Below are 20,490 nucleotides of genomic sequence, written 5' to 3'. Positions count from 1 at the left end.
ACCTGCGGCTGACGCAACCGGGGGACGGCTCCCCCGGCCCCGGCGGGAACGGCGGGGCGCGAGAACCAGGGCCGACCAAGGGGGGACGCGAGGAATCGCCAGATGGGGCGCTCCGGGGCCGCGAACGCCCTCGATCGGTGTGCTCGTCCGTGGGCGCGACCAAAGTCCACCCCCTCGGGCGTCCTGCGGAACGCATCGACCACGCTCGCGCCATGCACTGTCCGCCGGGCCCCGTTATGGTCGGTGCGGAACTCGTTGCCGTCCAGAGCGCGGCGGATGGGAAGAAACCACCGGTACCCCTCGGGAGAGACGTTCATGCCCCTCGAACCTCGTTTCCGGCGGGTGGCCGCGCTGCACCGTCCGTTTGTGGACAGGGAGGCGGTGATAGCCGCGTTCGCCGAGCTCTTAGGAACCCGGCTGGGCTCACCGTGCGTGTTCAACGTGGTCGGGGTCGGCGGCATCGGCAAGTCCCGCCTCTTGCAGGAACTCAAGCAACGCAGCGCCGAGACGCACCGGACCGCGACGATCGACCTGCAGGTGCCCGCGATGCGGCAGCAGGAGGACGCCCTGGCGGTCCTGCGCGTCGAACTCGGCCGCCAGGGGGTGCGTTTCGACCGTTTCGACATCGCCTACGCCGTCCTGTGGCAGCGCCTCCATCCGCACCTGCGGCTGTCCAGCAAGGAACTCCCGTTCGTGGACGAGAGCGAAGCACTTTCCCAGATCCTCGACGGCGCGGCCGGCGTCCCCGTGTTCGGCACCGGCGTGGGGCTGCTGCGCCTGCTCGGCAAGGCCACGAGCGGGAGGCGGCAGCGGCAGCGGATCAAGTCCGACGACACGCTCAGGCAGCTGGACGACCTCACCAACGCCGAACTCGCCGACGCCGTCACCTACCTTTTCGCCGAGGACCTGCGGGACGGCTCCGACCGGCCCTACATCATCTTCGTGGACGCCTATGAGGCGCTCGTCCCCGCCCCGGCGCCGTCGGGCCACGCGTTGACCCAGGACGTCTGGCTCCGCGACCTTATCGCCCAGCTCGATAGGGGCTTGGTCGTCATGGCCAGCCGCGAACCACTCTCCTGGGCGGCGCACGACCCCGCCTGGAACGAGGCGATCCACCACCAGCGCGTGGACGGCCTGCCGATGCCGGCCCGGCTGGAGCTGCTGGCGGACGGCGGCATCACCGACCACGTCGCACGCCAGGCGATCGCGACCGCCAGCCAGGGCGTGCCCTTCTACCTTCACCTGGCCGTGGACACCCGCACGACGGCCAGGCAGGCGGCGGCGGTCTCCTCCGAGGAGATCCTGCAACGCTTCCTGGCCCACGTAGCCCCCGACGAGATCCGCACGCTCGAACTGCTGAGCGTCGCCCGGATCTTCGACTATGAGATCTTCCAGGCCGTGGCGGACGCCTTCGACCTGCCCCGGCACCGGGTGGCCTGGGAGTCGCTGACCGCCTACTCGTTCGTCTACCCGGCCGGCGCCCATGGCCGCCGACTTCACCAGCTCATGCGCGCCGCACTGCATGCCAGGCTGTCCCGGGACACCGTCCGGGACGTCCATGCCTCGCTCCGGCACGTCTGGGACTCCCGCGCCGACGGCGACCACACGGCCGAGGACGGCGTCGCCACCCGCGCCCGGGCCGTCCGCGAGGCCGCCTACTGCGGTCTGCACGCGGGCGACCTCGACGGCGCGGGCATCATGGCGTATGCGGACCAGGCCATGTCACACGGCGCCAGCAAGGCGTCGACGGGGTGACACAGGACCTGCGCGACTTCATGGACGCGGGTTCCGGCGACCCGGACCTCGCCCAGACGGCACTCTGCCTGGAGGCCGAGTCGGCCGTCCTTCTCGGGGACGCAGAGGCCGCCATACGGCTCACCCCGTCCATCGACTGGCCGCTGGACGGCACGCCGGGCGCACGCCTCGCCCTGGCGGGCGCGCACGGCCGCCGCATCGCCGGTGCGACCGGTGAAGCGCAGCGCCTCTTCCGTCAGGTGTGGGATCACCACTCCGGTCCTGTCCGCCTGCGGGCGGGTTTCTGCATGGCGGACCTCGACATGTGCCAGGGCCGGTTCGGGGACGCGCTGTCCATCACCCAGCAGATACTCGCCGACGCCCCGGACGACGACCTGGTGCTGCGCGGCGACGTGGTCCGCCTCCAGCATCTCGGATACCGGTTCGGGTTCGACCTCGACGCGTCCGCCCGGTCCCTGGAGGCGGCCGCCGAGCTCTACGCGCGGGCGGGCGCCATCATCGGCCAGGCCGACATCAAGACCAACCGGGCCGAGCTGCTCGCCTGGACCGACCCGTCCCGCGCTCTCGATGCCGCCGCCGACGCCATCGACGCGCAGACCGAACTCGGCGCCCACCACGAGATAGGCAAGGCGTTCACCGCTCTGGCCATCGCGCAACTCCGGCTCGGGCAGCACGTCCCGGCGGCCGTGTCCTTCCAGGCAGCCGTCGAGGCCCTGGAACGGGCGCACTACCGGTCCGGCCGGGCCCGCGCGGAACTGTTCCGCGCCTTCCTCCACGCCCGCACAGGTGACACCGCCGGCGCCGTGGCGTCCGCCCGCTGGGCCATCGCCGAGCTGGTCGCGGCGGAGGTCTACCCCACCCTGCTCATGGTCGCCGGGCACCTGCTGGACGTCCTCGGCGCGGCCGACGAGCACACCGCGACGGTCACCGACCGGGCCCGCGCCCAGATCAGCCCGCCTAACCTGCTGCGGCACCTGGACGAGCAGGCGCACGCGCTCGTAACGGCCATGCTGGAGGACGGGTGAACTGGCGGGACCTGTACGAGCGCGCACGGGCGCACGGCGACTCCGCGGCCGGGTACTACAACGACAACATCCGGGTCGACACCCCCGAGGGGCCGGTCATCGTCCGGATACCGATCCACGGCGCCGACACGATGGACCTGCGGCCATGGCGCGAAGACCGCGTCCTCGCCGCCATCGCCCCGCACGTGCGGGCCGCCCCGCGGCTGCTCCACACCTCCGCCGACCCGCCTTTCCAGGTCCACGAGTTCATCGCGGGTGACGTCCTCAACGACGTGGCGCCGCGCGGCGTCCCCGTCCCACCCCACGTCCTGGACGACGTCGTGGGGCTGTTCACCCAGCTCACTCGCGTTCCCCGGCTCCCGGACATGCCCGCCTCCTGGCCGGCCGACCAGGACACCACCGCCTTCGCGCGACGCCTGTCCGACCTGACGCAGCGCGTCTACGACACCTTCAGCACCGACTACGCCGACCTGTTCACCGCCCTGGCGATCCCCACCGACCCGCTCGCACCGGTGGACGACCTGTGGCGCGGCCTCACCCCGCGCCCCTTCACCTGCGTCCACGCCGACGTCCACCGCCGCAACATGATCGTCGGCGACGGCACGACCACGTTCCTCGACTGGGAACTCGCCCTCTGGGGCGACCCCGTCTACGACCTGGCCGTCCACATCCACAAGATGGGCTACCTGCCGGAGGAGACGGACGCACTCATCACCCGCTGGCAGGCGGCCATGCCGTCCGACCACACCACCAGCTGGCGGCGGGACCTGGCCGCCTACCTGACCCACGAACGCATCAAGTCGGCGATCGTCGACTCCGTTCGCTACTTCCAGCTCTTCGCCCGCAACGGCCCCTACCCCTACCCGGAACACCAGCTCGTCGAGTCGCTGGCCGCCAAACTGAACGCGGCCCGCCCCTACTGGCACATCCCCGAACCCATCGACGACCGCACCGTCGAAAAGGCCCTGCGCCCCCGATGAACGTTGGTCGGGGCCACGGGAAGGAATCGCGCACCGGTCAGTGTCTCCGTCCCAGGCCGCTGACGGTGAGGGGACCGCTCCGCACAGGCCCGGGTTTGTCGTGGGCGGACGGTGACTCGCCCAGGAGTAGCCATCATTCGACGTCTCGGGCCGCCGAGGCTCCCCGTCAGGCCCTGATAGACCATGTCAGCAGCGCGCCACGGGCGGCTCCAGGTTCCGCGGCCTGACATGAGCGCGGAGAGCCCCGGCCATCAACATGGACGGCCGAGGACTCTCGATTGCTTCGGTCTCAGCTCAAGTCGAGTTGCCCGCCCTTGACGCGGCCCGCGAACGCCTGCCACGCATCGGGCCCGAAGACCAGCTTCGGCCCGTCCGGGTCCTTCGAATCCCGCACCGCCACCGCCGCCACCAAGTCCGCCACCTCGACGCACGCACCACCGGTGTCCGTGCTACGACGACTCTTGCGCCACTCCGCCTCAGACATGGGGACCACGGACGCTACCTTCGCGCACCGATCACCTGTGTCACCACTATGACTAAACCTGCGCCCCTGCGATGACACCGAGCCGAGTTCGATCCAGGCGCCTCCTGGAGATTCACTGCGGCTGTCCTCTCGCCATTGCACAGCGGACGCGTGCTGCGTGTTCATAGGTTCTCCAAGATCGTCCGGAGCAGGTCCAGGGAGTCGTCAGCAGACATCGCTGCGCCCCTAATCAAATCGAAACGTACCGCATACTTCCGGACAGCGTCAGGATGATCGATGAGCTGAGCACCTATGTGCCCTTCCACGTGGACGACATCCAACTCCTCCCGGAACTTCAGAACCATGAACGCCCCAGGCAGCCCTGCGTAAGCACCCTTGGGAGTTGGAACGATTTGGAGTGTGACGTGATGTAGACCAGCCAAGTCGATGAGGTGTTGGACCTGCCCCCTCAGCACATCGGGGTTTCCGATCGGACGACGAATCGCGCCCTCGTCAAAGATCGCAACCACGTGCGGCGGGCTCTCTCGCTTGAGGATGTCCTGTCGCTCCATCCGGGTAGCGACGAGTTGGTCCACTGCTTCAGCGCTTTTGTCTGACTTGAGCACCTCGTAGGCATACTCCGGGGTCTGGAACAGGCCAGTGATTACCATACTTTCGAAGATGTGCACCACCTCGGCCTCTCGCTCGCGCTCAATGAAGTCGGGGAAGCCCGGTGGGAGGACCGAGAGCCGCCCGAAGCGCTGGATCCACCTCCAGAGACGGTAGAACGTCCCGTTCGTCTTGAAGCACGTGTCGCAATCCCTGGCGAAATCCTCCGAAGGTCCATACTTGCCCGATTCAACCTGACCTATCCACTGGGGGGTGTACCCGAGCCTCTCAGCGAGCTGAGGACGGGACATACCGACTGCTTCCCGATATGCACGCAATTCGACACCGAAGTACTCGACCGGCGATGACGGAACGTCAGGATCGCGAGGACGACGGGGCACGGGAGCCTCCAAGATCCGAAAGCGGAGCGGTTTTCTAACCGCACGCGGGGGGTTTCTTTCCTTGGGCTTCTTACTCTTCCAGAAGATAACGCGATTACAGGAAGCTGGGAAGCGGTAACGGAGAGAAATCAACTGGAGGCGCAGACTGATCATGGACACGCCCGTCAACCCCGCTGACCAGGCGTTGGCGCAGCTCCGCCAGGACTTCCAAGGACATCGCATCTGGCGTGCGACGCGCTACGACGGAAAGCTCGGCGACTGGGTCGCCACTCTGCACGACCCCAAGGCCGGCGTAGAGCCGACCGTTATACGCAACAGCGCAGAAGAGCTACGTAAGGCGCTGACCATCGAACTCAGTCGCGTAACCAAGCGCACTACGGGGCAGCGCAGTAGGTGGGACCGATGGTAAAGCGATGGAACGGATCGCAAAGCCATACTGGGTCGTCCCCCACTTCTTCTGTAACGACCCATCTCGACAGGCTCTCAACGGAAGTCATCCGCGAAGGCTGGCAAACGCTTCGCCGCTACGACGGGCCGCACCCGCTTCTTCGGGTATTCGATCCCGCTGTGCCCCATTTCGGGGAAAGCGTCAGCCTCGTCCACGAATCAGCGTCCCGCACGTGGTGGTACCAGTCGAGCACGGGCGAGAACCTCGCCCCGTACCACCGGCCGGGGATGGCCGCCGCGAGGATAACCCGAATCCTCATCCCGTTCGTCACGGCCATCCTCGCCGCCCGCACTCACCAGACGAAGGCGATCGACGCGACATGCCCCGACATCCCGAGCGCTCCGGACCCGGCTCAGGCGGTGACCGTTGCCAAGCTGCAAGAGCGTTTCGCTGGCGTCATCTGCTGGTGGGGTCTCTCCACCAAGGAGTGGTGGGCACTGATCCCCGGCGGGACGCAATGGCAGATCGTCAACGCAGCCGACCCTGACGACCTCGTCCAGGCCGTCCTCAAGGCCCGCCCGGAAAGGTGACCGCAAGCCGCCGCGCGGCCGGGAGACGCCCCCGGCTCCCCGCCGCGCGGCTTCCACCCATCACGGACGCCTCATGCCTTCTTACGTCCTCGCGCCTTCGCGGCCGGACGCCACTTGTTGAGATCCTGCTCCGACAGTTCGTATCGAGCGAGCTGCTCGTTGAGGAACGCCTCGAACTCCTCGGCCGGAACGCCGCCCCACTCGGGGTCCTCCTCACCGTGCCACTGCTTCACCCACGGCAGCACCTCAAGCAACCCGGCCAGCAACGGCGTGAGCTTCTCCACACCCCAGGCCCCAACCTCGGCCCGGTCGTTGACGAGATTGGCGAGGGCCTGTGCCTGGTCCTTGTGATCCCAGCCTGCCCACCCGAGGAGCAAGGTGTCATCCGCGTCCGGGCTCGCCCCCGGATACGAGATAAACCGCTCCTTCGGCACGTCCAACCGACCTCGCTGCGACCAGTAAGAGAAGGTTTGAAAGTCTCCGGTGACGTACTTCGGCGGTGTTGGAATCTCGAGGCGCTTCCCGATCTCGTCTTCCTGCCGCTGCTTCTTCCAGACCTGCTCCCACTCCGCTCGCTTCCGCAAGCCAGGGGCCTTGTACCGCAGGACAGCAAGATACGGAACGTGCTCCTCCGCAATAATCTCGGCCAGCACCTTCGCCAAAGGAAGATCACGCATCTTCAAGTGGTCGGACGCGTACAAGGCTGCCACACCCTGCATGTCCGCATCGCCCTTGAACTGATCCGCAAGCTGGCTCACCGTCAACGTGCGCGGCTGCCTGAATCCGTCGCGCAGCCCAAACCAAATATCACCACGCTCACACCGATCGAGAATCCAGCTACAAAGGGCGGCCTTCTCCTTCTTCTCCCAAGGCTCGGTCGCCCACCGCCGCTTGTACTCTGGCCGCTCGATCAACCCTACACCCTTGGGCAGTTTCTCGATAAGGTCAATTCGTGCCCGGACGACGCGCTTATATGCTTCAGGCCAGTGCTTGGGAATCTCAGTCACCGGCCGCGCCCCATTGCGCGAGAACCAAACGGTATCTGTCTTTCCGGCTAGAACTTGACGTGCGAGAACGATTTCAAATGCCCGCTCACCAGGACGCACGTCTGGTACCGACGAATTATCGTCCGCACATACTGCTGCAGCGATAGCCTCATCAAGGAGGCCATAAAGAGCATAGACCTGCCAATCAAGCTCCTCCTGAATAGCGACCATACGTCCACGAATGCCTGCCCATTTAAGCAGTGCAGCGTCGAGTGCATCTCGAAATGGTATAGAGGAACCAACGATAGCGCTTGGCTCTAGGGCAGCGACTTGATTAGCCAACCCCTGCAGGTGGCGGCCAAGCTCTAGGGGACTTACAGGGGGAATAGGGAATTTCTGAAGAATTTTTGCAGTAAATTCATAAAATCGCTCCCACTCGTCATGCATGAATCCACCCGTGCCCGACTGACTTCCTTTGTCATGACACACCTGCTTCAACCAGAAGCAAGCAGTGGACGAGTTGAGTAGCCCGAGGAGGGCATAATGATCTTCCTCAGTGGAGCCCTTCGGGAGCTTGATCACGGGTGCAGTACGATTAAACAAGTGTCCCGACGTATCCAGCGTGAAATGGTTATGGGTGGCCACAAAGGCAAACGCAATACCAAGATCGACTTCCAACTTGCTTGAGTAGTTCTCGAGGTGCACGAACCAAGGGAAATTGTTTTCCTGGAGCGTCTTACCGAAGATCACACGCTTGCTCAGTATTGTACGCAGTGGCCACAGGCTCTTACGAATCAGAGCATGATCCTCAGTTATGACTTCCCTATTAAGCCGATCACCATAAGGGTTCCGCACCCAAACGGTTGAAGTAAACCTGAAATCTCGGACGGCTTCGCCGACAATAAGCTCCCGAGTCTGCCGCAGTTCCCCTAGACGATCGACTGTCCGCCGATTAGGGAGGAAATAGGCATCGTCTGCCCCTGTTGCCGTCGTGCGTCCGATGCTAGTGACCTGCGCACCCAGTCGACCGCAATCCTTCTCAATAAGGGCGGATAGTTCTGCCGTTCCTCCCCCGCTCATTGACCACGGGTGCGTTGCAAGTGCCGAGCGGTTGAGCTCCGCCACACTGACCCACTCCGACTCGCTTCCCGGCTGGTCGTGTTGCTCAACTATCGCTGTCCAAACAAACCCATCCGCGGGTTCTTGGGGCTGCGAGGGCTCACCACGCACACCCAGAATGGCCCGGATGGATGTCTCTTTGTAGGCTGTCCGATTGCGCCCAATCAAGATTACCGTCGGCGTACCATGACCTGGAATATAGGCTCCCGATGTGTCGATTACGTGAGAGATATCCACGTTCTCATGAAACCAAGGTATAAGCTTCCGACCAAACTCCCGCTTCATGAACGAATTTGCAGTTATCTGGCCGGTGAATCCGGCTGTACGATTGGATCCACCTGTCCGGACAGCCAACTCGAAAATCCGCTGTGCAAAGGGTACAGAAAGAGCATACTGGCCGGAGGTAGCTTCGTAAGCGCGATAGTTCTCGTTCTCCTTATTATCCTTCACCGTGATGTAAGGCGGGTTGGCAACGACCACATGATAAGAGTTCACACCGAGCAGGTCGCAGCGTTCGGCGAACGCTCGCACGTCTTCCGTTGCATACATAAATTGTTTAAATCCGAATAGTCCTTCGGTAGGTGTCCGCGCGCCTCGGCCATGGAGGAGGGAGTCGCCTACCGCCACGTTGATCGGGAAAGCGGGGGCGGTGTCGAGGCGGGTTTCGCCTGCGGCGTGGAGGGCGGCGACCAGGAGCCGGAACCGGGCGATCTCGGCGGCGAAGGGGTTCTTGTCGCAGCCGTGCACGGACTCCAGAACCCGGCGGATGCGCGTCCAGCGGTCGAGGCCCGGGGCGTGGGCCTCCCACTTGTCCAGGAGGCGCCGGAAGATACCGAGAAGGAAGTGGCCGGAGCCGCAGGCCGGGTCGATGGTGCGGAGACCGTGAACCACCGGCTCGTCGCCGGGCCATCCGGCGGGCTTGTGCTTCCAGGGCGGTTCGAGACCGAACTCCTCGACCGCCGGTTCGAGGGTGAGGTCGAGGATGAACTCCTCAACGAACTCGGGGGTCTGGAGCAGCGCGTACGTCTTCTTCGCGTGGTCGGAGAGGTCCTGGTAAAGGTCGCCTAGGAAGCGGGTGTCCAGGTTCTCTTTATCCGTGAAGTCGTGGACGATCCGGCCGTCCGGGTCGAGGCGGCGCCAGAACTTCAACAGCTCGGCAGCCTGCTCGTAGGACGGCTCCATCTCCCACAGCGGGTTGTGGTCGCGGTCGAACAGGCCCGCGACGGTCTCGTTCGTGGCGGCGAGGTGGTCGAAGGCGGCGATGAGCCAGTCCCGGTCGTTCTTGTCCGGGTGTTCGCGGAAGAACTGCTGGTGACGCTCATCGGCCTCGGCGAGGCGGTCGCCGGGGCCGGCGATCCACGGCTCGGCGATGAGGTCGTTGTCCTCGCAGAACCGCACGAACACGGTCGCGAGGATCCAGGCGACGGCGGCCTGGGTGACGCGGTCGTCCCGCCACTGACCGAACCCCAGCGCGGTGCGCTGGGCGTCGCGGGCACGGTCGTACTCGCCCTTGAGCTTGGCGTGGAACCGCTGCCCCGGCTCGGTGTAGGCGCGCAGGTCGTCCTCAAGTGCGGTGACCTGCTTGCGGAGGTCCTTTAGCAGGGCCGCCTTGTCCACGCTCACTCGTTACCGTCCCCTTCGCTCGGTCGTGCGGTCTTGTGTACGGGTCGTGCTGTCGGCCGGTCAAGCGGCCTGGCCGCCGCGCAGGCGGGCGAGAAAAGCCTTGTCCAGAACGGTCCACTCGTTGGCGCCGATCGCCTCGACCGTCCGGCCGTCGAGGTTCGGGGTGGTGCGCGGTGCCTCCGACGGGCACAGCAGCCACAGGCCGTGCGGGACGTCCGACGCGCGGCGCGCCGCGTTCTGCAGGCCCGTCAGCAGGTCGTGCCCGCCGATGTCGTAGTACCGGGCGAGCAGGCCCGCGTTGTGGACGAACAGCACCGTGCGGGGCGGGGCGGCGCGGTCGAGGAGCCGCTGCCCGGTGCGGTCCAGGACGCGGACGACGAACGAGCGGAGCCCGCCCGGCACCTGTCCGGTGCGGGTGAAACGCTCGTCCGCGCGGAGCACCTGCCCCCAGTCGGCGCCGTGCTCCTCGGCCAGCGCGCGGAACTCGGCGAGGAACACGTCCGCGAAGTTCACCGCAACGACCGGGTACGCGGCGGCGATCGCGTCCGCGACGCCCGCGGCCCGCTTCAGGTGGACCGTCAGCGCGAGGAACCCGCCCTGGCGGGCGGCCTCGGCGAGCCTGGCGTCCGCGATGTCGGCCGGGCCCTCGCCGGGGGCGCCGAGCCCGGCGCCGAGGCGGGTCGCGGTGGTGCTGCTGGACGGCGTCCGGGGCCGCACCGGCGCCGGAGGGAAGAACCGCTCGGCGGCCTGGTCGTACACCAGCGGGAACCCCGCCTCCGCCAGCGCGTCCTCAACGTCCACGTACGTGGGCGGGGGCGTGTAGGCGTCCAGGTCGGGGAACCGGGCGCTGACCTTCGTCATCAGGTCGCGCAGCGCGACGCCCTGCGGGTGGCGGACGCCCGCGCCGGCCTGCGACAGCCGCAGCGCCCGCGCCAGGTCCAGGCCGCGCGGGTAGAGCTGGAGCGTCGGGGAGGCCAGCGCGTCCTCGGCGACACCGGAGGCGAGGCGGACCAGGCGGGTGTCCGACAGCGGCGCCATGCCGTCCGGCGGGTCGACGTCGCGCAGGGCGCGGATCACCTCGGCGCCGCCGGGCAGCGGGTCCTGCCGCGCCAGCTCGTCCGCGCGGGCGCCGAGCACGGCGGCGTAGTCGGACAGCTCGGCGGGCGTCGGGTCCTCGGTGCCCGGCAGCGACTCCAGCGCGACCAGGACGTGCCGCCCCCGCCGGACCCGGTCCAGGCGGGGTTCGCGGCCGTCGTCGCCGTCCCCGCCGGTGAACGCCTCCGCCTCCACGGCGGCGCGGACGACGGCCAGTGACCGGGCCGCGGTCACCTCCGGCGGCGCTTCCGCCGCACCGTGCCGGACGCGCAGCAGGTCCGCCAGCTCGGCGGCGGTCGCGACGCCGCCGAGGTTGCGCACCAGGTTCACCACCTCGTCGCGGACGGGCGCCAGCCGCTCGGCCGCCGCCCACCGCTCGATGGCCTCCTTGTGGTGCCGCGACACCGTCGCCTGCGTGATGCCCGCCGCCTTCGCGACGGTGCTCTGCGTCGGCCACGGCTCGTCCGGGACGGAACCGTCCGCGCCGGGGAGGCCGAGCAGCAGCCGCAGCGTCTCCCCCTTGCGGGAGCCGCGGCGCTCGTCGGCGGGGACGAGCATCGCCGCGAGGTCGTCCACGCGCGTCCCGGCGCGCTGCTCCCCCGCCGGTGCCGCGGCCGACGGGCCGGCGACCGCCTCGTCCCCCGGTTCCCGCCCCGGACGGGAGTGCGGGCGCAGCGCGGCGGTCCATTGCCGGTGCCGCCGGTTCAGCTCCTTCTTCGCGATCGCGCCCGCGCCGCGCGCCTTGGCGATCTGGTACTGCGGGACGTCCAGGAGCTGCCCGACCGTCGTGGCGTTGAAGCCCGCCGCGACCGCCACCGCGCGCGGCGACAGCCCCGCCGCGATCAGCGGGGTCTCGGTGGTCGCCGCGTCCGCCGCGATGTCCCGGGCGGCCTTCAGCTCCTCCGGCCCGAGCCCCGGCTCGACGTCGCCGCCGGCGAGGGTCTCCTGCGTCGTCGCCGGGGCCGTCGCGTCCGCCCTGCGGAAGACGTCCTGCCAGGCGGCCTCCATCTGCGCGAACGTGTCGAACCGCTCCGACACGTCCCGGTGCAGGGCGCGCCGGAAGAACGCGGTGAGCCCGTCGCGCAGCGCCGGCTCGAACAGCTCCGCCGACAGGTACGGGTACGGGTCGTCGCCCGTGCGGGGGTCGGAGCGCTCGTCGCCCCACCTCGGCCGCTCCCCCGACGCCATCTCGTGCAGCGTCACCGCCGCCGCGTACCGCTCGGCGTGGTCGTCGAAGTCGGGGCGGCTCGGCGTGCCGAGGAACGGGTCGAGGTAGCCGCGGGTACCCGCCGTCGGGTCGCGGTCCGACACGTCGGTGAGGGAGAAGTCGAGCAGCTTCAGCTCCCACGTGCGGTCCGCGCGCCGCAGCACCCCGAAGTTCTCCGGCTTCAGGTCGCGGTGCCGCACCCCCTTGGCGACGAGCTGGTCCAGCGCGCGGAACAGATCCCGGCCGAAGCGTTCGAGCTGGTGGTAGGTGAGCTTGCCGTCGTCGTGCAGGACGGCGGCCAGGGTGCGGTCACCGGCGAACTCCAGGTCCAGGACGGTGCGTCCGGCGAGCTGCCGGGGGCCGCCCAGCAGCCGGACGATCGCGCCGCCGCCGACCTTGGCGAGGGCCTCCGCCTCCGCGGCCAGCCGGCCCGCCTTCGCCTCGTCCAGGGCCACCTTGAGGACCCGCTCCGGGGCCTGGCCGTGACCGTTCTGGGCGCCGTCCTCGTCGTCGGTGTCGCGGCGCACCAGCAGCGCCCGTGACGTCGCGCCGGAGCCGAGGACCCGCTCGGCGCGCCACAGCCCCTCGGGGTCACCGTCCACGATCTGGCCCGGCATCGCGGTCAGCGGGTCGGTGCCCTCCCAGCCGCCGGTGAGGGCGTCCTCGGGGACCGCGGCGTCCTGCTCGGCGGCGTCCAGCTCCGCCAGGAAGCGGTCCGCCGACTCCAGCCGGTTCGCCGGGACGCCCTGCGTGGCCTCGAAGACGAGGCGGTCGAGCCGGTCGCCGAGACCGTCCGCGACCCCGTACGGATGCATCCCGCCCGCGTCGCGGAGCGAATCGATCAGGGTGGCGCGGTCGGGGGCGGGCGGCCGCCCGGTGAGGATCAGGTAGGCGATGGCGCCGACGCCGAATACGTCCAGGTCCACCGGGTCGGGGTAGGGCTGGTCGAACTCGGGCGCCAGGTAGACCAGCGCCGCCTCGTCGACCAGTTCGGCGTCCAGGGTGGACTGGCCGATCGTCATCGGGGTGGCGGTGTCGAAGTCGCGCGCCGCCGTCTGCCAGTCGATGATGCGCAGCACCGGGCGGGACCCGTCGTCGCGCGCCGACACGTACACCGACCGCGCCGACAGCGCCCGGTGGTACAGCGACCGGTTGTGCGCGTACCGGACCGCCTCGGCGAGCTGCCGCACCAGCGCCAGCCGCGTCTCCGGCGTGAGCGACGCCCCGTGCACGTCCAGATAGGAGTCCAGGCGCAGGTCGCGATGGTCGTGGCGGAACAGGATCGCCGAGCCGCCCTGGTGCTCTCGGATCTGCACGGCCTGCGCGATGCCCGGATGGTTGATGCCCTGCAGCACCTGGTACTCGCGGCGCGCCGCCCGGTCGACCGTCCGTCGCGCCTCGTCGGTCGCCTGCCGGTTCACCAGGTAGATCCGGACGCGGCCCTCCTCGTGCACCATGTCGTGCCGCTCGGCCAGCCGGTCCTCCCACCTCGGCCCGGCCTCCAGCACGCTCGGCTGCATGCGCCACTCGTCCCCGAACCGCAGATGCGCCGTGGAGTGGGTGATGCCGATCCGGTCCAGCATCTGCGGCAGCCGCTTGGAGAAGTCCTCGGCGACCCTCCGGTGCTCCCGCTCCGGCGGGCGTCCCAGCAGGTCGGTCCAGATGCGGGCGAGGCCCGTCTCCCGGTCGTCGCGTCCGTACACCCGCGTGCGCTGGACCTCGTCGAGCTCCGACACGAGGTCGGGGGCGGACAGGAACACCGCGGGCTCGATCCGCGGGACCCGGACGCTGAAGAACCCCAGGTCCTTGGCGGCCCAGATCAGCCGCTCCTTCAGCTCCTTGGACTTCCAGTCGGTCAGCGGGAGCGGGTTGCGGAGCGTCCTCGGCCGGTCGGGGCCCTGGAACCTCCACGTCGCCCCGTTGTTGGCGACACGTCCCGGATGCCCCTTCAGCTCGACGAGGTACAGCCCGCCGGGCGCCGCCACGAACAGGTCGCACTCGTGCACCCGGCCCGACGGGGCGACGAACGAGAACAGCGCCCACGCCCGGTACGGCTCCACGTTCGGCAACAGCGCCTTGACGTGGTCGAGCCCCTCCTGCTCCCAGGCGTAGTCGGAGGGCCGCTCCTGGAACCACCGCTGGACGGGCCTCGGCGGCCTCGGAACCGGCCTGGAGGACCCCGCCATCACCCCTCCGTTCCCCGCACTGCCCACGCCCGCCCGCCGTGCCTGGGCGAGCCTAGATCCTACCGACGCCCCACCCCTGCCCTGGGGCGTTTTCGGCCCGCGCCCGTGTCAGATACCGGCCACCCACGCCCCGTAATCCCCCACGCGCCCCCAGACGTCCGCCTGCACCGGAGCCTTGGACCGACACCGGACCGGCGCGGAACCCTGAGTCGACCAGCCATTCAGTCAAGGGCATTCGGGCGGCGCCGGGCTAGAGTTCGCTGTCTTTGAGCACACCTGGCCAGCGCAGATCACCCGCCGCTGCGACCGAAAGAGCGAGGCTGGATTCACGGGTTAGCTGTTTCCTGACTCGGAGTCTCTGCCCGACAGCGTGGCGAGCCGACCGCCGGTACCGCACTGGTTCTGAGCGCAGGGCAAGAAATGGGAATCCTAAGGATTTCGTCGCAGCAACAATGCGGTCGCGGTCAGAAGCCGGATCGGGCGCGATCCAGAATCCGGGGGCGTAGTGCCCGATGCAGCAGCGGTGGCGCGGGATGCCTTGGCGGGCAGTGTCACGCCCCAGCCCGGCTTCCGGCCCACGAGCGGTTCCAGTCCGACCGGCAGGCGACTCGGGTCCGCAGGTAACCTCCTCGACCGGGCGGCACCGCCCCCGTCTCGTGCCCGTGAGAGCAGTTGTTCCCCGTCGCCGTGCAGGCCCACGGGGCACCCCCTGTTGGACGGCGCCGTCCGCCGCCGCGGCGGACGGTCGTCCACATGGCCGCACGCTCCGTCCGCACCGGCGCGGACCGTCCACGCAGCGGACGTGGCGCAGGGTAGTCCCGCCTTTCCGGCCACATCGGTGCCAGATGTCGAAAGCATGCGGCCTCTCGGACGTCGGCGCTCCAAGGTCCACCATGCCGCCGTCCGATCCGCCGAGGCCGTCCGCCACATAGCCGGTCCTTGAGGCGGCAGGCGGCACATGTATCGGAGGCATCGCTGGGCAAGGTCGTCAAACTCTCGTGAAAGGGCGCTGTCCGGCCCACGAAGAGAGCTGAACGGGCGAGCCTGCATGGCGGTGCGTCCGGCGGCACGTTGACGAGGCGAGGTATGCCCTTGCGAAACGCAACAAGTGGCGGGTCCGGTAGGTGCGGCCGGACGGGAGCACCGCGTCGCAGTCGGGCTTCGACACCAAGCAGGCCGCCCTGCACTGGGGAGAAGAACAGGAAGCCGGTATCCGGCGACATAGGTGGAACGATCCCCGTGATGGAGCGGCGTTACTGGCCGACTGGGTCGAGTTGTGGTGGGCCGGGCAGGACCTGGAGGCCACCACTGAAGCCAAGTACCGGTACCTGATCGACCACCACATCGTCCCCGCCTTCGGTAACCGGCCCGTCAGCACCTTCACCAGCCCCGAGGAGATCGTCGCCTGGGAGAAGCGCACCCGGCGGACCATCGCTCTGCGCGGGCCGGAGAAGGTGTGGGCCACGTCCCTGCAGACACTGCTGCTCGCCGAGCGGTGCGCGTTGCTGTCGGGGCGCGATGACGACGTCGTCATGATCGTCCTCACCGCCTACACCGGCATGCGATGGGGCGAGGTCCATGGGCTGGAGCGGCCTGCGTGCCGACTGGACCGCATCCAGATCGACTGGCAGTTGCGCGAGCTGGCCGGGCGGCTGGAGATGGTGTCGCCCAAGGACGACTCTCACCGGCCCGTTGACCTGCCGCCTTTCCTGGCGGCCCTGGTGTCCGACCAGAGCACGCGGACACGAGGCCGCTGCGCCTGTCCGGGACGGACACCCGAGTGCGGGGGTCGCCGGGGCGTGTACTCCCACGTCTCCGACACCATGCGGGACGAACTCAAGACCAAGCTCCAGCGGCGGTGGGAGGAATCGCTGGCGCAGCGGCTCCACTTCGGAGCGGCCTCGCCGGTGCCGTTACTGAACCGGCTACTGGAAGCCGCCCGGACGAAGGGCACTGCCCGCGGGCACCTCGCCAGCGCATAGAAGGGAAGCATCGACACGGGGGTGGGCGTCGCCGTCCATCCCCGTCCGCGACTACGGACTGTAATGACGAACGGGAGGCTTTCTGGTGACCTCGTTCGGGTGGGAGGGAGATGATCTCCCAGAAACCTCCCAGTTGATCACTCAGGCCCTGCCGCCGATGTGCGGGAGGGCCTGTGGTGTAAGGGTGGGCGATACTGGGTTCGAACCAGTGGCCTCTTCGGTGTGAACGAAGCGCTCTCCCACTGAGCTAATCGCCCTTGCGGACCTGGGTCCGACGTCGGAAACTCTAGCGCATGTTGGGGCCGCCTCGCGCAGGCCTCAGGTCCAGAAGGTGGGGTCCTCGATGTTCCAGGGGAGCTCGAGGCCGTAGAGGGCGAGGTAGGCGCCCAGGCCTGCGGCCACGAGGATGGTGGTCGCGGCGCCGAGGATGACGTTGCGGCGGCGCTTGCGGGGGTCGAAGGCCTTTTCCTTGGCGCGGTCGGCGGCGGTCTTGGCGCGGTGGAGGGCCCGCTGGGCCCAGGCGAACTCGGTGGCGAGGATGGCGAGGCCGACGACGATGCCGACCAGGCCGGGGCCGGGGGTGACCATCATGATCAGGCCGCCGATGAGGACGGTCGAGCCGATGGCGAAGACGCCCGCCCGCCAGGCGGTGTTCAGGAGCGGGTTGCGCCGGACGCGCTCGCGGAAGCGGTGGCGACGGCCCGGCCCCTCCGGACGGGCTTCTGTTTCCTGTTTGATCGTCACGGTTTTACCCCAAGCCAGTAGATCGGCCGCCCGAGACGGTAGATTACCGCGCCGATCCCCCCACATGGGGGGCACTGGGGCCCGATAGATCCGCTTTTGCGCAGGTCAGACGCTCGTTTTGCTACGGTGAGATGGATCACAAACGCCGGGGACGCCGGAATGTTCGGCCGAGATCAGGCAGTTAGGCGTCATAGATCGCGGGGATGTCCGGGTAGAGGGAACCACTCACCGGCCGCCCGCGAGCCAGCGGGACCGACGTTAGAGGGAATGGCCATGAACAGCAGCACCACCGTCTCAGCAGAGCTGGGCCTTCGTCTCGTCGTCCCCGACCGCACGACCGTGCCCCTGCTCGCCGGGCTGGAGTACGCGGCCGACGACCCGTACGCGATCCGGATGGCGTTCTATGTGGGCGACGACGAGCCGGTGGAGTGGATCTTCGCTCGTGAGCTCCTGACGGTCGGCATCGTGCGCAAGGTCGGGGACGGGGACGTGGAGGTCTGGCCGGGCGCCGACGACGGCACTCTCCACATCTCGCTGTCGTCCCCGTTCGGTGACGCGCTGTTCGAGGTGCCGCTGTCGCCGCTGGCCGACTTCCTGCACCGCACCTACCAGGCGGTGCCCGCGGGTGAGGAGAGCGAGTTCATCGACATCGACGCGGAGCTCGAGAATCTTCTCTGGCCGTCGTAGGTCATTCGGAGAGGCGGGCGATGTGGCGCATCTTGTTCATCGCGTCCAGGGCGGCGACCTTGTAGGACTCGGCCAGCGTGGGGTAGTTGAAGACCGCGTTGACCAGGTAGTCGACGGTGCCGCCGCAGCCCATGACGGTCTGGCCGATGTGGACGAGTTCGGTGGCGCCGGTGCCGAAGACGTGGACGCCGAGAAGGCGGCGGTCGTCGGGGGAGACTAGGAGTTTCAGCATCCCGTAGGAGTCGCCGATGATCTGGCCGCGGGCCAGTTCGCGGTACCGGGACACTCCCACTTCGAAGGGGACCTTGGCCTCGGTGAGGGCGTCCTCGGTGCGGCCGACGAAGCTGATCTCGGGGATCGTGTAGATGCCGATGGGCTGGGTCTCGTGGATCTCGGAGACGGGCTCGCCGCAGGCGTCGTGGGCGGCCAGCCGGCCCTGTTCCATGGACGTGGCGGCGAGGGACGGGAAGCCGATCACGTCGCCGACGGCGTAGATGTGCGGGACCTCGGTGCGGTAGGCGTCATCCACCTTGATGCGGCCGCGGTTGTCGGCGGACAGGCCGGCGGCGTCCAGGCAGAGGTCGTCGGTCATGCCGTACCGGCCGGCGGAGTACATGACGGTGTCGGCGGGGATGCGCTTGCCGCTCTCCAGGACGGTGATCGCGCCGTTCTGCATCCGCTCGACGGACGCGACGGTCTCGCGGAACCGGAACGTGACGGCCAGGTCGCGCAGGTGGTATTTGAGCGCCTCGATGATCTCCAGGTCGCAGAAGTCCAGCATCCGCTCGCGGCGTTCGACGACGGTGACCTTGGTGCCGAGGGCGGCGAACATCGAGGCGTACTCGATGCCGATGACGCCGGCGCCGACGACGACCATGGTCTCGGGAATGCGGTCCATGTTGATGATGCCGTCGGAGTCGATGATCGTCCGGTCGTCGAAGTCGACGGTGTCGGGGCGCGCGGGGCGGGTGCCGGTCGCGATCACGATGCGGTCGGCGGTGACCTTCTGCTCGCGGTCGCCGACGCTGGAGATCCCGATGGTGTTGGGCTCCAGGAACCGGCCTCTGCCGGGCAGCACGGTGACGCGGTTGCGGGCGAGCTGGCTGCGGACGACGTCGGTTTCGCGGCCGATGACGTGCCGAGTCCGCATGCCGAGGTCGGTGACCGTGATGTCGTCCTTGACCCGGTAGCTCTGGCCGTACAGCTCGCGCTGGTTGAGGCCGGTGAGGTAGAGGACGGCCTCGCGGAGCGTCTTGGACGGGATCGTCCCGGTGTTGATGCAGACGCCGCCGATCATGTCGCGGCGGTCCACGATGGCGACCTTGCGGCCCAGCTTGGCGGCGGCGATGGCCGCGCGCTGCCCACCGGGGCCGGAGCCGAGGACGAGAAGATCGTAGTCAGTCACGTCCCCCAGTCTGACGGCACGGCCGTGGTCGGGATAAGGGATTCAGCTGGATGAATCACTATTCATCCGGGCGGACGGATGAGCAGGCCTTCGGTGAGCGTGTCCGGGCCCGCACATCTGGCGGGCCCCGGCGGCGCCTTCGTGACCGGTGCGTCGATCGCGATGGACGGGGGGTACACGGCGTGATGGCCTGGGTGTTCCTGCTGATCGCCTCGATGATGGAGCTGGTGTGGGCGGTCGCGCTCAAGCAGCCGGACGGGTTCACGAGATTCTGGCCCACCTTCATCGGCCTGTCGGTGGCGCTGTTCTTCAACGAGGGCACGTCGCCGGCCCGGCTGCTCTGCCTGGCGCTCATCGTCATCGGCGTGATCGGCCTGCAGGCCGTGGAGAGCTGACGCGAGGAGAGCCGGCACGAGGAGGGACGGCCGAGGGTGGCGTCTGAGGGCCGCCGGGTTGGGGCAGAGTGGGGTCATGACCAAGGAGATGCTGGGGATCGACATCGGCGGCTCGGGGATCAAGGGGGCGCCGGTCGACCTTTCGGACGGTTCGTTCACCCGCGACCGGTTCCGGGTCGGCACGCCGCGGCCGTCGAAGCCGAAGGCGGTCGCGAAGGTCGTCGCCGAGGTCGTGGAGCACTTCGGCTGGGACGGCCCGGTCGGCGTCACCTACCCCGGTGTGGTCATCGACGGCGTGGCCATGTCGGCGGCGAACGTGTCCAAGCGCTGGCTCGGGACGGACGCGGCGTCCCTGCTCGCGGACGTGACCGGACGGGAGATCACGCTGCTCAACGACGCCGACGCCGCGGGGGTCGCGGAGATGCGGCTCGGCGCGGGACGCGGCCGCCGCGGCACCGTCGTCCTGCTCACGCTGGGGACGGGCATCGGCAGCGCCCTGTTCACCGACGGGGTCCTCGTCCCGAACACCGAGTTCGGGCACATCCAGATCGGCGGCAAGGACGCCGAGGTGCGGGCGTCGGCGAAGGCGCGCGACGAGGAGGGGCTCAGCTGGGAGAAGTGGGCCAGGCGGCTCAGCGAGTACATGGCGCACCTGGAGGCGCTGATCTCCCCGTCGCTGATCATCGTGGGCGGCGGGGTGAGCAAGCGGTCCGAGCACTTCGTCCCGCTGATCAAGGGGGTGCGGGCGGAGATCGTCCCGGCGCGGCTGGTGAACAACGCGGGCATCGTGGGCGCGGCGATGGCGGCGGCCGGCGCGCATCCGGTGGAGACCGCCGAGGCCGCGCGCTGA

General features: G+C 68.6%; 15 protein-coding genes and 1 tRNA gene. 9 read left to right on the top strand and 7 right to left on the bottom strand.

What is annotated here, in order from left to right:
• Window positions 1–315 precede the first annotated feature (315 nt).
• Genes ACGFIS_RS19885 through ACGFIS_RS19875 form a run of 3 tightly spaced genes read left to right on the top strand, consistent with a single transcriptional unit; the run spans window position 316 to window position 3,760 of the window.
• The gene (locus tag ACGFIS_RS19885; protein ID WP_392972023.1) at window positions 316–1,755 is read left to right on the top strand and encodes a hypothetical protein; all 1,440 of its coding nucleotides are present in this window, start codon (window positions 316–318) and stop codon (window positions 1,753–1,755) included.
• A complete protein-coding gene (locus tag ACGFIS_RS19880; RefSeq protein WP_392972021.1) occupies window positions 1,752–2,780 on the top strand; it encodes a hypothetical protein in 1,029 nt (342 codons plus the stop codon). The genes ACGFIS_RS19885 and ACGFIS_RS19880 overlap by 4 nt, the downstream gene beginning before the upstream one ends.
• A complete protein-coding gene (locus ACGFIS_RS19875) occupies window positions 2,777–3,760 on the top strand; it encodes a phosphotransferase family protein (protein ID WP_392972019.1) in 984 nt (327 codons plus the stop codon). The genes ACGFIS_RS19880 and ACGFIS_RS19875 overlap by 4 nt, the downstream gene beginning before the upstream one ends.
• Window positions 3,761–4,049: 289 nt before the next feature.
• Here ACGFIS_RS19875 and ACGFIS_RS19870 read toward each other — a convergent pair whose 3' ends face one another.
• Window positions 4,050–4,244, bottom strand: a complete 195-nt coding sequence (locus tag ACGFIS_RS19870; RefSeq protein ID WP_392972017.1) for a DUF397 domain-containing protein — start codon at window positions 4,242–4,244, stop codon at window positions 4,050–4,052.
• Between the two features lie 161 nt (window positions 4,245–4,405).
• The gene (locus ACGFIS_RS19865) at window positions 4,406–5,233 is read right to left on the bottom strand and encodes a Scr1 family TA system antitoxin-like transcriptional regulator (protein ID WP_392972143.1); all 828 of its coding nucleotides are present in this window, start codon (window positions 5,231–5,233) and stop codon (window positions 4,406–4,408) included.
• Window positions 5,234–5,384: 151 nt separating this feature from the next.
• Between ACGFIS_RS19865 and ACGFIS_RS19860 the strand changes: the two genes are divergently transcribed.
• Together ACGFIS_RS19860 and ACGFIS_RS19855 are read left to right on the top strand one after the other, a co-directional pair.
• Window positions 5,385–5,642, top strand: coding sequence for a hypothetical protein (locus ACGFIS_RS19860; protein ID WP_392972015.1), 258 nt, complete (start codon window positions 5,385–5,387; stop codon window positions 5,640–5,642).
• A complete protein-coding gene (locus ACGFIS_RS19855; RefSeq protein ID WP_392972013.1) occupies window positions 5,636–6,211 on the top strand; it encodes a hypothetical protein in 576 nt (191 codons plus the stop codon). Before ACGFIS_RS19860 ends, ACGFIS_RS19855 begins: the two co-directional genes overlap by 7 nt.
• A 71-nt stretch (window positions 6,212–6,282) precedes the next feature.
• Here ACGFIS_RS19855 and pglX read toward each other — a convergent pair whose 3' ends face one another.
• Both pglX and pglW read right to left on the bottom strand, forming a co-directional pair.
• A complete protein-coding gene (gene pglX, locus ACGFIS_RS19850) occupies window positions 6,283–9,939 on the bottom strand; it encodes a BREX-2 system adenine-specific DNA-methyltransferase PglX (protein WP_392972011.1) in 3,657 nt (1,218 codons plus the stop codon).
• A 60-nt stretch (window positions 9,940–9,999) separates the two neighbouring features.
• A complete protein-coding gene (gene pglW / locus ACGFIS_RS19845; protein WP_392972009.1) occupies window positions 10,000–14,427 on the bottom strand; it encodes a BREX system serine/threonine kinase PglW in 4,428 nt (1,475 codons plus the stop codon).
• Window positions 14,428–15,551: 1,124 nt separating this feature from the next.
• Here pglW and ACGFIS_RS19840 point away from each other — a divergent pair.
• Window positions 15,552–16,409: a hypothetical protein gene (locus ACGFIS_RS19840; RefSeq protein WP_392972007.1), complete on the top strand. Its 858-nt coding sequence runs from the start codon at window positions 15,552–15,554 to the stop codon at window positions 16,407–16,409.
• Window positions 16,410–16,594: 185 nt separating this feature from the next.
• Here ACGFIS_RS19840 and ACGFIS_RS19835 read toward each other — a convergent pair.
• Together ACGFIS_RS19835 and ACGFIS_RS19830 are read right to left on the bottom strand one after the other, a co-directional pair.
• A tRNA-Val gene (locus ACGFIS_RS19835) sits at window positions 16,595–16,666 on the bottom strand.
• Window positions 16,667–16,727: 61 nt separating this feature from the next.
• Window positions 16,728–17,153, bottom strand: coding sequence for a TIGR02611 family protein (locus ACGFIS_RS19830; protein ID WP_392972005.1), 426 nt, complete (start codon window positions 17,151–17,153; stop codon window positions 16,728–16,730).
• 273 nt (window positions 17,154–17,426) lie between these two features.
• Between ACGFIS_RS19830 and ACGFIS_RS19825 the strand changes: the two genes are divergently transcribed.
• Window positions 17,427–17,840 (top strand): SsgA family sporulation/cell division regulator, encoded by a 414-nt coding sequence (locus tag ACGFIS_RS19825; RefSeq protein WP_392907983.1) that lies wholly within the window; start codon window positions 17,427–17,429, stop codon window positions 17,838–17,840.
• Between the two features lies 1 nt (window position 17,841).
• On the opposite strand, the gene sthA is transcribed toward ACGFIS_RS19825, so the two are convergent.
• Window positions 17,842–19,245, bottom strand: coding sequence for a Si-specific NAD(P)(+) transhydrogenase (gene sthA, locus ACGFIS_RS19820; RefSeq protein WP_392907986.1), 1,404 nt, complete (start codon window positions 19,243–19,245; stop codon window positions 17,842–17,844).
• A gap of 185 nt (window positions 19,246–19,430) precedes the next feature.
• Between sthA and ACGFIS_RS19815 the strand changes: the two genes are divergently transcribed.
• Together ACGFIS_RS19815 and ppgK are read left to right on the top strand one after the other, a co-directional pair.
• Window positions 19,431–19,640: a DMT family transporter gene (locus ACGFIS_RS19815; RefSeq protein ID WP_392907988.1), complete on the top strand. Its 210-nt coding sequence runs from the start codon at window positions 19,431–19,433 to the stop codon at window positions 19,638–19,640.
• 76 nt (window positions 19,641–19,716) lie between these two features.
• A complete protein-coding gene (gene ppgK, locus ACGFIS_RS19810) occupies window positions 19,717–20,490 on the top strand; it encodes a polyphosphate--glucose phosphotransferase (RefSeq protein ID WP_392972003.1) in 774 nt (257 codons plus the stop codon).

It is taken from the genome of Spirillospora sp. NPDC048824, from assembly GCF_043198455.1.
Lineage (GTDB): Bacteria > Actinomycetota > Actinomycetes > Streptosporangiales > Streptosporangiaceae > Spirillospora.
This window is presented reverse-complemented; position numbering and strand designations above follow the sequence as displayed.

Bases quoted from the DNA above. Each gene is read 5' to 3' on its own strand.
- ACGFIS_RS19885 (WP_392972023.1), top strand. From the start codon at position 316: ATGCCCCTCGAACCTCGTTTCCGGCGGGTGGCCGCGCTGCACCGTCCG.
- ACGFIS_RS19870 (WP_392972017.1), bottom strand. From the start codon at position 4,244: ATGTCTGAGGCGGAGTGGCGCAAGAGTCGTCGTAGCACGGACACCGGT.
- ACGFIS_RS19860 (WP_392972015.1), top strand. From the start codon at position 5,385: ATGGACACGCCCGTCAACCCCGCTGACCAGGCGTTGGCGCAGCTCCGC.
- ACGFIS_RS19855 (WP_392972013.1), top strand. From the start codon at position 5,636: ATGGTAAAGCGATGGAACGGATCGCAAAGCCATACTGGGTCGTCCCCC.
- pglW (WP_392972009.1), bottom strand. From the start codon at position 14,427: ATGGCGGGGTCCTCCAGGCCGGTTCCGAGGCCGCCGAGGCCCGTCCAG.
- ACGFIS_RS19825 (WP_392907983.1), top strand. From the start codon at position 17,427: ATGAACAGCAGCACCACCGTCTCAGCAGAGCTGGGCCTTCGTCTCGTC.
- ACGFIS_RS19815 (WP_392907988.1), top strand. From the start codon at position 19,431: ATGGCCTGGGTGTTCCTGCTGATCGCCTCGATGATGGAGCTGGTGTGG.
- ppgK (WP_392972003.1), top strand. From the start codon at position 19,717: ATGACCAAGGAGATGCTGGGGATCGACATCGGCGGCTCGGGGATCAAG.